This is a genomic window from Bacillus sp. 05T21 (assembly GCF_056396785.1).
In genome coordinates, this window is record NZ_JBFTMD010000048.1 from 1 (window position 1) to 16,156 (window position 16,156).

General features: G+C 33.0%; 11 protein-coding genes and 3 pseudogenes. 11 read left to right on the top strand and 3 right to left on the bottom strand.

From position 1 onward, the window contains the following. Nucleotides 1–84: pseudogene (locus tag AC1DKZ_RS31485) on the bottom strand (IS6 family transposase); the annotation flags it as partial. Between the two features lie 649 nt (nt 85–733). Between AC1DKZ_RS31485 and colA the strand changes: the two are divergent. The 3 genes and pseudogenes from colA (at nt 734) to AC1DKZ_RS31500 (ending at nt 5,803) form a co-directional block, all read left to right on the top strand. After that, nucleotides 734–3,610: a collagenase ColA gene (colA, locus tag AC1DKZ_RS31490; RefSeq protein ID WP_476997858.1), complete on the top strand. Its 2,877-nt coding sequence runs from the start codon at nt 734–736 to the stop codon at nt 3,608–3,610. Nucleotides 3,611–4,132: 522 nt separating this feature from the next. Next, a pseudogene (locus AC1DKZ_RS31495) lies at nt 4,133–4,664 on the top strand (transposase); the annotation flags it as partial. Nucleotides 4,665–4,906: 242 nt separating this feature from the next. Continuing rightward, a complete protein-coding gene (locus AC1DKZ_RS31500) occupies nt 4,907–5,803 on the top strand; it encodes an ETX/MTX2 family pore-forming toxin (protein WP_476997859.1) in 897 nt (298 codons plus the stop codon). Nucleotides 5,804–6,208: 405 nt separating this feature from the next. Here the strand turns inward: AC1DKZ_RS31500 and AC1DKZ_RS31505 are convergent, their stop codons facing one another. Beyond that, nucleotides 6,209–7,003 (bottom strand): hypothetical protein, encoded by a 795-nt coding sequence (locus AC1DKZ_RS31505; protein WP_476997860.1) that lies wholly within the window; start codon nt 7,001–7,003, stop codon nt 6,209–6,211. A 594-nt stretch (nt 7,004–7,597) separates the two neighbouring features. Between AC1DKZ_RS31505 and AC1DKZ_RS31510 the strand changes: the two genes are divergently transcribed. From AC1DKZ_RS31510 to AC1DKZ_RS31545, 8 genes and pseudogenes are all read left to right on the top strand, one after another. Then, nucleotides 7,598–9,808, top strand: coding sequence for an N-acetylmuramoyl-L-alanine amidase family protein (locus tag AC1DKZ_RS31510; protein ID WP_476997861.1), 2,211 nt, complete (start codon nt 7,598–7,600; stop codon nt 9,806–9,808). 110 nt (nt 9,809–9,918) lie between these two features. Next, nucleotides 9,919–10,053: a hypothetical protein gene (locus AC1DKZ_RS31515; RefSeq protein WP_258169596.1), complete on the top strand. Its 135-nt coding sequence runs from the start codon at nt 9,919–9,921 to the stop codon at nt 10,051–10,053. A gap of 252 nt (nt 10,054–10,305) precedes the next feature. Further along, nucleotides 10,306–10,587, top strand: a pseudogene (locus AC1DKZ_RS31520) (recombinase family protein); the annotation flags it as partial. Between the two features lie 156 nt (nt 10,588–10,743). Beyond that, on the top strand, nt 10,744–11,283 hold the full coding sequence (locus AC1DKZ_RS31525; RefSeq protein ID WP_476997862.1) for an HD domain-containing protein: 540 nt from the start codon (nt 10,744–10,746) through the stop codon (nt 11,281–11,283). A gap of 687 nt (nt 11,284–11,970) precedes the next feature. Then, a complete protein-coding gene (locus tag AC1DKZ_RS31530) occupies nt 11,971–12,543 on the top strand; it encodes a tyrosine-type recombinase/integrase (protein WP_476997863.1) in 573 nt (190 codons plus the stop codon). A gap of 691 nt (nt 12,544–13,234) precedes the next feature. Next, nucleotides 13,235–13,429, top strand: a complete 195-nt coding sequence (gene lepB, locus AC1DKZ_RS31535) for a signal peptidase I (protein ID WP_476997864.1) — start codon at nt 13,235–13,237, stop codon at nt 13,427–13,429. Between the two features lie 293 nt (nt 13,430–13,722). Beyond that, on the top strand, nt 13,723–14,256 hold the full coding sequence (locus AC1DKZ_RS31540) for a sigma-70 family RNA polymerase sigma factor (RefSeq protein ID WP_000350214.1): 534 nt from the start codon (nt 13,723–13,725) through the stop codon (nt 14,254–14,256). Continuing rightward, complete coding sequence (locus tag AC1DKZ_RS31545) at nt 14,249–15,277, top strand: DUF4179 domain-containing protein (protein ID WP_476997865.1); 1,029 nt, start codon at nt 14,249–14,251, stop codon at nt 15,275–15,277. Before AC1DKZ_RS31540 ends, AC1DKZ_RS31545 begins: the two co-directional genes overlap by 8 nt. A 514-nt stretch (nt 15,278–15,791) precedes the next feature. Here AC1DKZ_RS31545 and AC1DKZ_RS31550 read toward each other — a convergent pair. After that, nucleotides 15,792–16,156: DDE-type integrase/transposase/recombinase (locus AC1DKZ_RS31550; RefSeq protein ID WP_476997866.1), on the bottom strand; the 365-nt coding region annotated here is incomplete at its 5' end.

Below are 16,156 nucleotides of genomic sequence, written 5' to 3' on the forward strand. Positions count from 1 at the left end.
ATAGCTTAAAGAAAAACGACAGTAATAGCCAACGGCTACCAAAATAATATCTTTCTTGAACTGTTTCCCTTTAAAATATCGCACTTGTGATTCTCCTCATTCTTTTTTTCTAGAGTGTAGCTTCATTTAGAAAACTTTGCAACAGAACCTTGAAATGTATTTAAACTAAGATGTACATACCGAAGGTGATTTTATTTCAAAAAGTATAAGCAATGTACAGTATAATTTCATCTTTTGCATTCTTGTAAAAATGATAAAAGAAAGAGAGAGGTTGCATGAATCTAAATTAAGAGAAGCATAGGATTACGCAGTAGATATTTTATTAATTCTTACATCTAGGTAAAAACAGACAATCAGGATCAGCTTCATTATCACTAGCATATAGAGATGACTATTCTTACTCTGGTAGATTCACATACAGATATGATCTAGTTGATCTATATTACTACAATGAACCTGGTCGTATTAAATCAGTAGGCTCAAGTTATTTACAAAGTGTTTATCATTTAGCATATTCAATTTTAATTTAAAAAATAAGATTATAAACCACAGAAAGGCACTCATTCGATACTCATTAGAGTGCTTTTTTTGTTCAAATTATGTCTAAACATATCAATTTCTTTTTTTGATATGGTATCGCTGTGTACAGAAATACCAAAGAAATATTGCATTTTAAAATATTTTATGATAATAATTAGTTTTTTAAATGTAATTTATAAATGGAGGAAATGTTATGAACAAGAAATCAAAATTTACTCAAATGATACTCGGTATTAGTACAATGGCCTTATCATTTGGAAGTATTCAAACACAAGTATCAGCGGAAGAAAACACACCTTATAATGTGTTACAAAAGAAACCAATTGGGATAGAAACTTCAACAGATGAAATTGCACATTCTACAAAAGCAGACGAAACATTGTCTTATGAAGAACGTTTAAAAGTGAACGATTTTTCACAACGTCCAGCTCCGGTCGTGAAACGAGCAGCGGCAAAACAATTTCAGCAAAAGTATTCTGTAACAGAGCTGAATAGAATGAGTGATGACGAATTAATTGACACATTGGCAAATGTTAGTTGGGATCAAATCGCAGATTTATCTCAATTTAATCAAGAAACAAAAGCGTTTTATCAAAATAAAGAGCGAATACAGGTTATTATTGATGAATTAGGTCGTCGCGGAAGTACATTTACAAAAGATGATACAAAAGGAATTGAGACGTTTGTTGAAGTATTATATTGCGGTTTTTATTTAGGCTTTAATAATAAAGAAATAAACTATCTAAATGAGCGAAGCTTCCATGATAAATGTTTACCGGCATTAAAAGCAATTGCAAAAAATCCGAATTTCAAACTTGGTACAAATAAACAGGATAAAGTGGTATCTTCATACGGTAAATTAATTAGTAACGCTTCTTGTGATGCTGAAACAGTTCAATATGCAGCGAATATAGTAAAGCAATATAACGATAATATTTCTACATATATAAGTGATAAAAATAAAGGAGACGCCTTGTATAATCTCATACAGGCGATTGATAACGATATACAATCTTACGGTAAAAAAGCGGATGAAACAATATGGTATGGGAAAATTGATGGTTTCATAAATGAAGTCAGTCGAATGGCGCTTCTGAATCAAGTGACAACAGAAAATAGTTGGTTAATTAATAATGGTGTGTATTATACTGGCCGTTTTGGGAAATTCCATAGTAATCCAGATAAAGGTTTAGAAATACTTACACAGGCAATGCGTATGTACCCTCGTTTAAGTGAGGCTTATTTTAATGCGGTAGAGCAAATTTCAACAAACTATGGTGGGAAAGATTATAACGGAAATACAGTAGATTTAAAGAAAATCCGTGAAGAGGGCCAAAAGCAGTACTTACCCAAAACGTATACATTCGATGACGGTTCTATCGTATTTAAAACAGGGGATAAAGTAACGGAAGAAAAGGTTAAGAGACTATATTGGGCTGCTAAAGAAGTAAAAGCGCAATATCATCGTGTAATTGGAAATGATGCAGCGTTAGAAGCAGGGAAAGCTGATGATGTACTGACAATCGTAATTTATAATGATCCATATGAATATAAACGAAATAGCCAATTATATGGATATGACACGAATAATGGTGGCATTTACATTGAAGGAAAAGGAACGTTCTTTACATATGAACGTACACCGCAGCAAAGTAGTTATACTTTAGAAGAATTGTTCCGTCATGAATTTACACATTATTTACAGGCAAGATACGAAGTTCCAGGATCATGGGGACAAGGAGAATTATATCAAAATGAACGTATGACTTGGTTTGATGAAGGCAATGCAGAATTTTTTGCGGGATCTACTCGTACGAATAATGTTGTTCCGCGCAAAAGTGTAATTAGAGGATTATCATCTAATCCTGCGGAACGTTATACAGCAGAACGAACATTATTTTCGAAATATGGATCATGGGATTTTTATAATTATTCTTTTGCACTGCAGTCTTACTTATATACTCATCAATTTGAAACTTTCGATAAGATTCAAGATTTAATTCGTGCAAATGATGTGAAGGGTTACGATGCATATCGTGAAGCTTTAAGTAAGGATCCAAATTTAAATAAAGAATACCAAGACTATATGAAGCAGTTAATTGATAATCAAGATACATATAATACCCCACAAGTATCAGATGATTATTTAGCTGAACATGCACCAAAGCCACTAGCTGATGTAAAGAAAGAAATTGAAAATGTAGCAAACATAAAAGATACAACAATGACAAAGCATAAGTCTCAATTCTTTGATACGTTTACATTAGAAGGAACATATACAGGCGACGTAACAAAAGGGGAATCTGAGGATTGGAAAGCGATGAGCAAGCAAATCAATCAATCTTTGGAACAGTTAGCGCAAAAAGAATGGAGCGGCTACAAAACAGTTACAGCGTATTTTGTCAATTATCGTGTGAATGCGAACAATCAATTTGAATACGATGTTGTATTCCATGGCGTTGCAACGGGAGAAGAAGAAAAACAGACAATTAAAGTAAATATGAATGGGCCATACAATGAGATGTTAAATGAAAAAGTTGAGTTTCATAGCGATGGTACAGAAAGCACAGGTGGAAAAATTGTTTCGTATCTCTGGGATTTTGGCGATGGTACAACAAGTACAGAAGCAAATCCTACTCATGTATATGGAAAAGAGGGGACATATACTGCCAAGCTAACAGTGAAAGATAATAAAGGAAACGTAGGCCGAGCACAAACAACGGTTACCGTAAAAAAGGATGAGCCAGTAGGTCATGGATTTGACAGCGCAAAGGCAATTCGTTTTAATAAGCTTTTCAAAGGAAATATGGATATGCCTAATATGGCGTATATGTACACATTCAATGTCACATCTCCAAAAGAAGTAGATATTTCTGTTATAGATGAACAAGGGATTGGTATAAAATGGGATGTGTTTCACGAATCAGATCTAGGAAATCCTGTCATTACAGGCCAAGCGGATGGAAATAATATAAAAGGGAAATTTGAAGCGAAACCTGGGAAGTATTACGTAGTTGCATTTTTTGAAGAGGAAAATAGAAAGGGAACATATTCATTATTAGTAAAATAAATCTATTCTAATGCATATATAAATTTAAATTTTTATTTGAAATTTTTCATTGTATAGATATACGACATGATGGTTGTTTTTTAAGGAGTCTATCTTGTAATATTTTCTTTCGTCCATTTCACTGTAAGAGGTTAAACAGACGAAGAATCTTTGATAGTTCCTGTGGTCATCTCCCCGTCAAGTAGACAACAATAAAAAGAGTTTTATACCACGGCCTTTTCCCGATATTCTATCTGGAAAAGGCCGTGAAGTTTTTTTGAAAACGTTCTTGATTATAAAATGTAATAACGGGGTACCGCCACATCGCAATCAAGCTAAGAAAAGCAAATACCCCAAGACGAGAAAATTGGCATCTCCAGGTGAAAATGTACAACTTTTTCGTTTAGGGGGTACTTCAAGACCTTAGCTTGATGGGCATGGGGTACCTCCACACATCCATCAACTTAAGGATTTAGACTATTCTTAAACTTAAAAGCACGTTACTATTCTCTTATGTTAATGAGAAAGGGTGACGTGCTTTTTATGAATATGCATCAAAAACAAGAGCTGTCTTTATTTGCCGAAGAGTTATATCGATATATGTCTCCCGCTACACTTAATCAATTAGCTATAGAAGCAGGTGGAATGAAACGAAAACGTAAGTGCCATGGGCACCATTTTTTATCTTTGTGTGTATGGTTAAATCAACAAATCGCTACAACCTCTCTTACTCAACTTTGTAGTCAATTAGAAACTTCAACAGGAATTTTATTAAGTCCTGAGGGACTGAATCGACGATTTAACTCGGCTTCTGTAGCCTTCTTTCGAAATGTATTTACTACACTTCTACAAGCTAAAATTGGAGGATCATCTACAATTTCTCATTCTCTTTCTGCTTACTTTGAGCGGATTCGCAGCTACTTATCCTGGTGCCGGAGGCTGTAGTCATACAGCTGGTGTGAAAATTCAATTAGAGTATGACTTGTTGAGTGGAGAGTTTTCTGATGTGAAAATTGAACCAGGAAAACGAAGTGATCAGGCATATGGGGCGACTCGAATGGACATGACACAAAAGGGGTACGGAAACGATTCGAGGAATGAAGTGCCACTCTGGGTTTTTATTACAAATATAAATATATGGTGGATATAGTACTTCCACGGTTTTTATAACATTTCTCAATACAAATTATGGATTAAAATAGTAAAATATGGATTGGGGATATGTCTGATGTAACGCTAATCACAGCAATAACTATGGACACTCAATAAATCTTCATACCCTCAAATACTTTTGTTTTAGAAGGGATGAATGTGTAAATGAGTACAATTATTGATATCGATCAATATCTTTATGCAACAATTGACCGTAGTACTATAGGTGGTGGGGGCTTATGTAACCACTTTCGAGAACAGTATCAAAAAGTAATATATAATGAAATTAGTATTCCAGACCATTATAAAAATAATAGGGTAACGATATCAAATCAGAAACTTGACTATCAACTACCACCGCTTTCATCTAAAAATGTTGAACCACTAATTATAATAGGAGGTACCTTTAAAAACGAAACTAATGATACGCAACCTTTCAAATCAACTGAAATCAAAAAAGAATCAAGTACTGCTATCTCAAGTAGTGTAACATCTGGTTTTAAGGCTAGTACGAAGATAGGTTCATCTACTACAGTAAAAGCAGAGATTCCTTTTGTGGGTGGGGCAGAAACGTCGTTATCTATGGAATTTTCGTTTGAAACTGATTTTTCTAAAACCACTTCAGTAGTTACAACAGATGGTACATCAATTATTGTTCCTCCACAAGATATCATAGTTGCACCAGGGCAAACGAAAAGATTAGAAGTTGAATTATATAAGGTGAAGATTCCAGAAGCTACATTTAAAATTGATGGAGACGTAGCAGGAACAATATCATCACAATTTGCAACAAATGAAAATATTTATGATAGACTCGCCAATTTTATAAACAGAAATTGTCCAAATGTATATGTAAATACAGATGAAAAATTACGACTAGACGATACTAAAAAAACACTTCATTTTAAAGGACAGGGTAAAGCTGCATTTGAGGTAATGGCAGTAGAGTATGTTATGCGTATTATAACTCTTGATAATAAGACAGGTGCTACTCTTAATGAAGAGACTGCTGTAAGGCAATTGTCACGTACAGTAGAGGGAAAATCATCACCAATAAGCTAATTCAATAGTACAAAGTTCCAGTGTGGAACTCCATTTTTTAAAGAGTAGAATTTACTTCTACTCTTTAATTATTTGTAATAAAATTCCCAAGTGGCACTTCATTCCTCGAATCGTTTCCGTACCCCTTATAGCCTTAGCGTACAAAATCCGCGAAATGTTGGTGCTACCCCATATAAAGCTGATCTTGTAACATTGGTAATTTGAGGCCTACAAGGGGGCAAGATAAAAGCACTAAGTAGCTTTAGACAAAGAACAAGCCGATTTCCTTAACGTGCAGAAAATTGGCTTGTTGATTCCTTACTCGTTAAAAATGCTTGTAAAGCTTCTAGAGGTTACCATATCAAAAATAGAAAATTTTAAGTGAAACAAAAACATTGTTTTTGTTTCACTTCTTAATGAATTCATTCACCTGTAACTTTCTTTTTTATGTTGTGTAATGACGGCGAGTTTATGTCTCTTTATCTCAGCAAGTTCATCAGCGGTATAACTAAAAATTCCAGATGCTTTTACTGGATTTGAAGTTATCGTTGCCAGTTTTCGTTTCTCTTCCGGTAGTGCATGGAAAAGTTTCTCTAGGTCAAAAGAAGCGCTACCTGGTTTTATATTTGGAAACTCCTGTCTAATATATTTTAGAGCTAAAGGACCATTCATTTGACCACTATTGTCACTTTTCAAGTAATATGTTTGCCAATTCGTAAGCGCAATACCCGTATTCCCTTCATCTAATTGTTTTTGTGTAATATAATACATATCACGTTCATATAGAACGGAGGCATCAGGATTTAAGTCCACTATGAGACCAGCTTGCTTAATCAGAAGTTGTTGACCATGTTTTATCGTTTTATATTCAACTTTCCCATCTTTATAGAAAAGTTTAATTCTCTTAGAAAAGTTTTGGTTTTTATAATAATCATACACACTAATACCAAATTCTCCTTTGTTAAAAGTAGGAGCTTTGTAAGCACGGTTTTCATTGTTAGCTGTATAATCATTTTTAGCACTTTGTTCGGATAAAAAGATAACAAAAGGCTCTTTTAAAAACCTATCATAGGTATCACCAAATGTTGTAACAATCGTTGCGAACGTATCAACGTCTGCTTTCGCTTTATGTTTTGTAAATGGGTTCAAGCTGAATACAATCCCCATCGCTATTCCTACAGGGGGGATTTTTTTTATACATCTCTTTACCTTTTCCTTCATGGATGTGCTCCTTACTTTCTAATTTATACTGTTTCCAACATATTTAAATTAACATCGGTAAGTTTATCTTAATTTAAATAACTCTCAAAAGTCTTTCGTAAATGTTACAAAACCCTTTCATTGCTTCTCATACAAACACTTCAGGACTCTTGCAAGTAATTTCTTAAACTTGGAAATACCGATAGAAATAAAAGGATTGATACATAAGTAAACCACCGATATATCTTATTAAGTTAAAAATTGAGACCCAAAAAACAAGAAAGGTTGGCATTTTGCCAGCCTTTCTTGTTTACTACTGCATTCATTTTACAAATAAAAATTTTGTTTTGGGGATACTTAAAAATCTTCGCTTAATGAGCATGGGGCCAAGCTGAAAAAATATAGAATATCGAAAAAATCAAAATCTTATAATATATTGATGTAAGACTTTTGTAACATTTATGAAAGAAATTTGAAAGGTTTTTAAACTAAGATGAATTTATAAATATTGATTTTATATTTTAAATCAATATACGACAGTATTTATATGTTTGTTTTTTACAGTGTTACATGTAAGCAATCTAGGCTAAATCTTACTAAGAGAGGACAACAAAAATGAAGAAAAAATTTAAAACAATTGGCATTGGAAAGAAAGTAATTCCTACTGCAGCGGCATTAGGTATTCTTTTTTCTGTCGCTCCTATTGCAGAAAATAAGGCTAGTGCAGGGGTAGGTGCGGTAGTAGATATAGGTATTACTGTATTAGGTGCTATAGCAAACACTTATGAAGCACTTGGAATAAGCCCAGAGGAGAAAGACCGAAACCCAGGTACTCGCATTGATGTATATGCAGAAAACGAAACTTACCAGGCTCCTAGTTTTACATCTGGGGAATTTAATATTTCCATGTATCATACACAAGGTGATTCGAATTTTCTTAAACCAGTTAAAGTACGCTATCCAAATGGAAGAATTGAAATTCATCAACTAAGATCTGGGCAGCAGCTTAAAATTACTGAAGCAGGTGCAATTATAGATTTAAACCCTAATGGAGCAAATGTCTCAGAACACGATCTTCTTTACATTACACAAGCACAATTAGACGAAGGAAAGACCGGAGTTGTGATAAATCAAGGCCAACATGCATTTGTAGAAAAAGCATCTGGTAAAAACCCAAGATTTCTTCTTCCACTTTATAAAAAATATGCAGACAGCTGGACTCCAGATTGGGATGTGGTTGTTAAAAATTCGGATTCCCTATTTGATAAGATAGCAAATAAATTATCAGATAAGCAAAAACAATTGATAACATTGACTTCAAAGCCAGTAGCTAAAGATGTCCTTGACAACTATGTTAAGAATGAACCTAAAGCTCAAGCAGATTTTTATGATCGATTATCTGATGTATTGGCGGAGCGTACTCACGTCCTAGAGACACCTATTGCACTACCATTTAATGCACTAAATCACGGTAACCCTTATCAAATTATCCCTTATAAAAAAGGAACGAATAAAGTAATCGTAAAAACAGGTTCAAAATACCTTTCAGGAAAAGAAGGAAGAGGACTTCAATATTCCGATTCGCTTGGCGATGATGAAGTGTTTGAACTTGTTCAGATAGGAAATTCTTACGATGGTAAATTTCAGTTCCGTTTGAATAACAAAAATGGGGTAAGTTTGGCTGGTAATCAAAATGTTCAACAATTTGGTACTGATTGGAGTTTCAAATCCGAAATTCGTTTCACTGGAAAAAGCAACAATGAAATTAACAATTGGTTAATAGAGTGGTATCCGGGTAAAGAAAATGAGAGACAGAAGTATGACGGAGTAAAGCTTGTAGCTGATGAAAAAGATTCTACTAAATGGAATGCAAAAGATTCTTCTGGAAATGTAATAAAGAACAGTTGGGTAAACCAAGGTTCTGGTTATTCCTTTGCAGATGCTGAAGGAGCCCTTTTGACAGGCTGGCAAGAAATTAAGGGGAAGACTTATTATTTCAAACCGACTTATGGTGACATGGTTACTGTAAGTGGATCTGAAATCGATGGGAAGTACTACAACTTCAATGATGATGGTTCCTTGCAACGATCAACCTGGAAAGGTGATACTTATTCCGATGCTGATGGAGTATTCGTTAAAGAAGGCTTGAAAGATATAGATGGTAAAATTTATTATTTCCAAAATTACAATGTAAATAAAAAGGAAATACGTCTAGAAGATCAAAATACCATTCTTCATTTTTCTGACAAAGGCGTACTTGAGAGAGCTTCTAGGATAAATGGAGAAGCTATAGACAGCGATGTTTATGCTTCGTTTGAAAACAAAAGTTTAGTATTTAATAAAGACGGTTCGATTTGGAAAACAGGGATCAACAAAAAGGGGAAATCCCAGGCATATTATAGTTTAGAAGATGGAGTTTTCTATACCGGTTGGAAAATGATAGGCGATAAAAGATACTATTTCATAAATGGCTACAATAGTGCGTTCAATAGGTATGAAGACATTGACGGAAAAAAATATTATTTCCATGAAGACGGATCAGTTAATAAAACAGGGTTCGAAAAAATAGATGGTAAGCTATACCACTTTGACAATAACGGCGTAGCACAAACGGGCTGGCAAAAAATAGATGGTAAAGACTATTACTTCGATGGATCTGGAGCAGCTAAGATAGGATGGTTCTCAGTTGGTGGTGGGTATCATTTCCCTTATTACGGACACTTTACGTATTATGCTAAACAAGATGGTTCAATTTATACAGATACCAAGGTTGAAATTGACGGAAAAACCTATAAATTTGATAGTCATGGACACAAAGGTTATTAATCATCCCAAAAAAATCTATTTTTTATAAATATGAATCGCTAAATGAGATCCCCACGACCTCCAGATGCTTTCAGCATCTGGAGGATTTTTATTAACTTGATGGCTATGTGGTGGGCCCACATATAGCGGATTTGGATCATGAATTATTATCTAAACAAAAATTAGAACTGCTAAATAGTGACGAAGGATATGTATCAGGGGAGGATGCAAAACGTGAATTCGGACTACAAGTTGATTTACCATAAGTCCGCATTAAAGTTTATTGCAAAGTAAGAGAAAGAGATACAAAAGCAAATTGTCATGATGAGAAAGTAATATACATACAAGCGATTGGAAAACGTGGTGATATCTATAAATGATGACAACATACATTTTTTAAAGGAAGACCTTCTATGTTTGGAAAGTCTTCCTTTTTATGTGCATGAATAGTATCCGCTTTTATTATAGTCTGTTTAAAATGCTTGTTGCGTGATTTGGTTCCATTGCTACGCAAACCCCAACTATTACAACTAGTAGAACACTTTCGTGAAAAAGGAGTTCATTTTGCGGTTTTAAATTTAGGAATCGATACAAGAACACCGACAGGAAAGTTCTTTTTAACCGTCATGTCTGCATTTAGTGAATTAGACCGAGAAATGATAAAAGAAAAACAACTTGCAGGAATTAAACTAGCAAAACAAAAAGGAGTTTATCGAGGGCGAGTGAAAAAATATACAGATCAACATGCTAGTATGAATTATGCGATTGAATTACGTCAAGAAACGAATAAAACAATTAAAGGGACTCATTGTTTTGAATAACACGTTTAACAAAAATTGGTATGCTATTGCAGGCTTTTTGTTTATTCAACTAAAGGACAGTTTAATTAAAGAAAACTGATCTATAATGCGGGAGGAAATCCAGTACATTTATTGAAGATAAAGGAGTTGTTGAAATTGGATACAATTCAATTAATTGAAGATTTCATATTACCTTACTATGCTCAAAAAGACATTATGCACAATGTTGAACATATAAAACGAATTTTAAATTTATCTCTAGAAATGGCTAAAATATATAAAAATAAAGTGGATGAGGATTTACTTAAATATGGCGCATATTTTCACGGAGTAATATATGAAGAAGATATAAGAATAAGTATTGAAGAATTTCTTAAGGGTATTGGGTTTAGTGGAGAAAAAATAAAACGAATTCTAGAAGTAGTAGACGGTTCTCAAAAGGATGGAAAACCAGAAAGCCTAGAAGCTAAAATTCTCCACGATGCACATTTACTTGAGGGTGGAGAGACATTCTTAATTGTTAAATCTTTAATCACTGGATCACTTAGAGGACAATCCTTACTGGAAACGATTGAATATCTGGAAACAAATATACTTAATAAACATCATTGTTACTTACCCGAAAATATTGAAAAATACAAGGAAAAGGAAAAGTTCGCTTTTGACTTTCTATACAAACTCAAAACACATATATAATGTTCAATTTGTGAAATTTGGCACTTAAATTATATGAGGGGTTTTATGGAACATTTGGACTCTAAATAAATAGAAATTTTTAATACAATAAAAATTTACCATGTTTGTTTTGTTATAAATCTCAAAAAACGAGGGTATTTGATACAAATGAAATTCCCCCTAGAATGTGCTGAAAATAGCTTGAAATACGTCTCAAAACTCATCTCTAAATCAAAGCTTCAATTTAAACAAGCAATATTGAGTTTTGAGAATTCCTTAACGTATAAAAAGGTTAAAATGTGAGTGCTACCCCTAAAACAGAAGAGTAAATTCCCTGTTGCAGAATCCTTATTATAAGGATTCCTTTTTTGTATCTAAAATTTACAAATAAAAAAAGATAAGATCAGCGAATACGATCTTATCTTAAGCATAAGGGAAAAACAAGTGACACAAACCATCTTAATTTTTATGATATTATATTTTTTGTTAATTTTCGATATAAAACCCATATTTAACATCTATATCAATATTGAGAAATTTATTACAAAATTAGTTATAAATGATTCAAAACTCCAATGTAAACTTTTACCCAAAAGTTTACTTTCATTTCCCCTTAAACATTGACTTTGATCTAATTTCATTGATATTATAAAAACAGACAAAAAAGTATACATTCAAATCATTGAAAATAAAGGGATTGAAAAACAGATGGATAAAAAGCAACATTTAATTGATGTACAACCAATTCGGAGCATAGAACAGCTCGAAGATATGAAATGGTCTCTTAAACGTCATTGTTCAGATCGTGATTATATTTTATTCCTACTTGGGATTAATACTGGATTACGTGTAAGTGACTTACTTAAAATGGAAACGGATGATATTTTAAAATTAAAGCGGAAAAAGCGGAAAGAATTTAAAGTTAAAGAAGGAAAAACAAAAAAGGAACGTATCATAAACATTACATCTATTTTTGAGGAAGTATTTCCATACGCTGAAAGTCTAAAAAGTGCCTGGTTATTTCCTTCTCGAAAAGGTGATAAACCCATTAGTAAAATTCAAGCCTATCGACAGTTACAAAAAGCCGGGGATTTTGCCGCAGTCGAATCTTTAGGTACCCATACCATGCGTAAAACATTTGGATATTGGTTTTACAAGCAAACAAAGGATATTGCTATGTTACAAGAAATATTGAATCATAGTACACCACAAATCACATTAAGATACATCGGGATTAATAAGGAAGAAAAAGATAATGTACTTGATACATTCCGCATCTAATTAAATGTAGGTGCTTTTTTTCGTTTTCCCGGGTTCGTTTTTCACTAATAATCCCAATTGAATATATGGGTAATTTAAATTTTAGAAAGCGAAAATTTATCTTTAAAATAATGCTGCAATAAATTCTACTTAATAAATCATTAAAACACCATTTTTAAAAAATAATATGATTTATAAAATAAAAGTATTGAAGGATTAATTTTAATTTTTAGTTGGAATTATTTCGTTTTCCCTTAAGAGTCTTTACTATATTAATGAAGAAAGTTAGTCCGCAGATAAAGAATGAAAATGGATGAAACCATGTTCTAAAATTAACCAAAGTTACAATAAGCATTATTAGACAAGCTATAAAGCCTATAATATCAATGCTAAAAGATAGTTTCCCTTTTTTTGTTTTCATTTATAACATTTCCTCTCCAGATACAACTTTAATTTTAAATTCCCTATATAATAATAACATACGCTTAGATTTTTAACTATTTTTTACATTTAATTACTTTCTATATTATTCTTTTTCAATTAATGAGTAGGGAGATCCAATTTAGCATAGATGCTACAGAAAGTCATAAAAAATTATGTAGTTGTTAATTATTTATCTTCTTCACTATAAAATCATTTCAAAAGAAATGTAGAATTTCTATAGCAACAGTTATTTAGGATTTGATTAACGAAATCCCCATTTTTATTATTCTTGTCTTGGTTCTGGTGCGAATATTTAAATGTAGAAGAGGTAAAAGTTCCTGATGGAAAGGTATTTGTCATGGGAGATGATCGTTTTAATAGTACAGATAGCCGTAACGGACTAGGATATATTGATGTTTCAGATATCGTGGGAAAGTCTCAACTTCTTTATTATCCTTTGGACAGGATTAAAATTGTTAAATAAAAATTATTTATACAAACTAATCCCTTATCTATAATAGATAAGGGATTAGTTTAATTTTGTTGTATGGTGTAAACAAAATTGAATGTCATGATATAGGATAACATGAATATAATTATCGACCATAACAATCCTCCTCGTACCGTCCACATTACAGGAATCAGTCAGGCGACATTTTATCGTAGGCTAAAGGAAATGGAAAAAGATAATGGATAACAATTTTAATATATTTAATTATTTTGCAACCAATTTACTTCCTCATTCGACTTTATTGTGTAACGGAGAGGAGAACCAAAATGGATATAGCAAAATTAGTGAAAAAAGCAAAAAAGGGTGATGATGAAGCATTTGAACAACTGATTGATTCTGTTCGACAAAAGCTGTATCGAACAGCCTATGCATATGTTAGAAATGAACAAGATACTCTTGATGTCTATCAAGAAACAATTTATACAGCCTATATTTCAATAAAGACATTAAAAAAGCCTGAACATTTTTCGAGTTGGATTACTAAAATTCTAGTTTTTAAATCGATTGATTTTATTCGGAAAGAGTCTCGCCATTTTACTACAGATAATGAGGAAATCTTTACTGAATTAATCGCTTCTGAAAATGTTGATTTTATCATGCATTCGATGGATTTATCAGAAGCATTTAAATTCTTAAATCCTACTGTTAAGACCATTATTCTGTTGAGGTATTATCACGATTTGTCCATTAAGGAAATTGCCACCATCATGAATTACCCGGAAGGAACCGTGAAATCACACTTAAATAGGGCGAAAAAAGAGTTAAGACCCATTTTAAAGGAGGGCTATCTTTATGAATAAAGACAAATTCAATCGATCCATCGACAACATAAATGTACCTGTTGAAAAGCTAATGGCTAGGGAGAAGGCGGCTATCTTTCAAGCCAAGAAAAAAAGAAAAGCCAGAAGAACCACAAAACGGTCAATCTTGGTTGCATGTGGGTTATGTCTATCTTTGTTTGGTTCTGGATTTGTTTCAACAGGCATGGCGGAAGCCTTATCAAATGTTCCCCTAATTGGTCCAATTTATAAAGATTTTAGAGACATTGCCTCAGATAAAATTGAACACGATCAACTTACGACAGTAATTGATAAACAAGATAGTAAAAACGGCTTAACAATGACTGTAAAAGAAGCAGCTTATGATGGAAACCGGTTAATCGTAACAGTTGTTTACACAGGTCAAAAAGAACTTTCGATGAAAGAAGAAAAGGCCGGCTTTAGCTATATAACAATTAATGGACAACAAGAAATTAAACCAGCGATGGGTTCAACAGGGCAAGATGACGTAAACTCGAAAACAATAATTGAACATCATCAATTTACCTTTTCTAAGTATAATGAATATGGCGATAACATTGAGATTGAGGTCCATGGAGAAGATTTATTGGGCTATGAAGGTAAGTTGAAGGTGGCTTTCCCACTTGAAAAAATAAAAGGTGATGTATTTGAGTTTTATCCAGAAGTTACAACTCAAACGGTTGATGAAGTGTATACACTAACAGCCGACAAAGTAACATTCTCACCTTTATCAACAAGAATAGACCTAACGATTGATTACCCTGCCGAAATGGATAAAAACGATAGTTGGCCATGGTTTAATTTCTCTGTAGTCGATGATAATGGTCATGTATATGATAAACTAAAACTACAGGAAGGCATGGCTGTTGGGAACTATGGTCATCATATGGTACTGACTTTGCCTCCAATGGATACCATACCAAAATCATTTACACTCAAGCCAAGTCGAACAAATAATGAAGGATTTAGTGAAGAAATAAAGGAATTAGAATTAGTCGTTCCTTTAAATAAAAGTAAATAATGACCTCGTTTGCTTTGTTTACTCATATCGCGGAAGTACCTTAAGCTAATGAACACGCGATAGTTGAATAACGGGTTTTATTAAAAGCCGTCATGAAAGCCGGATTCCATAGCTATTGGAATCCGGCTTTTTCACATTAAATTTCCTTAACGTTGTAAATCCGCATTTTCCTGACAATACCCCTTATACAAATTTATTGGAATATTATAGTTATCTATACCTATAGATTCATATTATTATAATTAATATGAATCTAATATAAATATATGTCTACCCATAATAATGCACCATTCTTACAGAAAGATATACATCTAAATTTAAAAATAATATAGATGTTTGAGATATACATAGAGTTATATGCAACTATTAATCATAAGTATATCGATCCGTCACCCCCATCATCATCCTCTTTTCTTTTTAAAATGGCTCAAATATGAATTAATGTGTAATTTCGGTTTTGGTGCAAAAATATTAGATAGAAACATAGAGTAGCAATTTCCCTTACATTTCTATTTTATGAAGCTAAGCCAAACAATTTATGAATAAATTCTTTCTGGTTTTGGACAGATTTGTCCATTAAAACAAATTGCCCTTTTTTCATCATATGCATGGCTTCAACACCACTCAATATAGAGATTGCTGTTTTAAATGACTTTAATCCTAACATAGAACGAACTCGTCTTTTAATAAACCGGTGGTCTTGTTCCACAATGTTATTAAGGTATTTTATCTGCCTTATTTGGATGCCTACGGGCATCTTTTTCTCTTTCTTCAACTCTTCAATTGCCATAGGATAGGCTGGGTTCTTGTCTACTGTGATAACACGGGGCTTTGAAACATGAAAAGACCGCAAAGCTTTCTTGAAAAAGCGCTTTGCAG

What these genes read in the sequence shown, in the direction of transcription:
- AC1DKZ_RS31530 (WP_476997863.1), top strand. Translation starts at nt 11,971, where the DNA reads ATGGATAAAAAGCAACATTTAATTGATGTACAACCAATTCGGAGCATA.
- AC1DKZ_RS31545 (WP_476997865.1), top strand. Translation starts at nt 14,249, where the DNA reads ATGAATAAAGACAAATTCAATCGATCCATCGACAACATAAATGTACCT.
- AC1DKZ_RS31505 (WP_476997860.1), bottom strand. Translation starts at nt 7,003, where the DNA reads ATGAAGGAAAAGGTAAAGAGATGTATAAAAAAAATCCCCCCTGTAGGA.
- AC1DKZ_RS31500 (WP_476997859.1), top strand. Translation starts at nt 4,907, where the DNA reads ATGAGTACAATTATTGATATCGATCAATATCTTTATGCAACAATTGAC.
- AC1DKZ_RS31510 (WP_476997861.1), top strand. Translation starts at nt 7,598, where the DNA reads ATGAAGAAAAAATTTAAAACAATTGGCATTGGAAAGAAAGTAATTCCT.
- colA (WP_476997858.1), top strand. Translation starts at nt 734, where the DNA reads ATGAACAAGAAATCAAAATTTACTCAAATGATACTCGGTATTAGTACA.
- AC1DKZ_RS31540 (WP_000350214.1), top strand. Translation starts at nt 13,723, where the DNA reads ATGGATATAGCAAAATTAGTGAAAAAAGCAAAAAAGGGTGATGATGAA.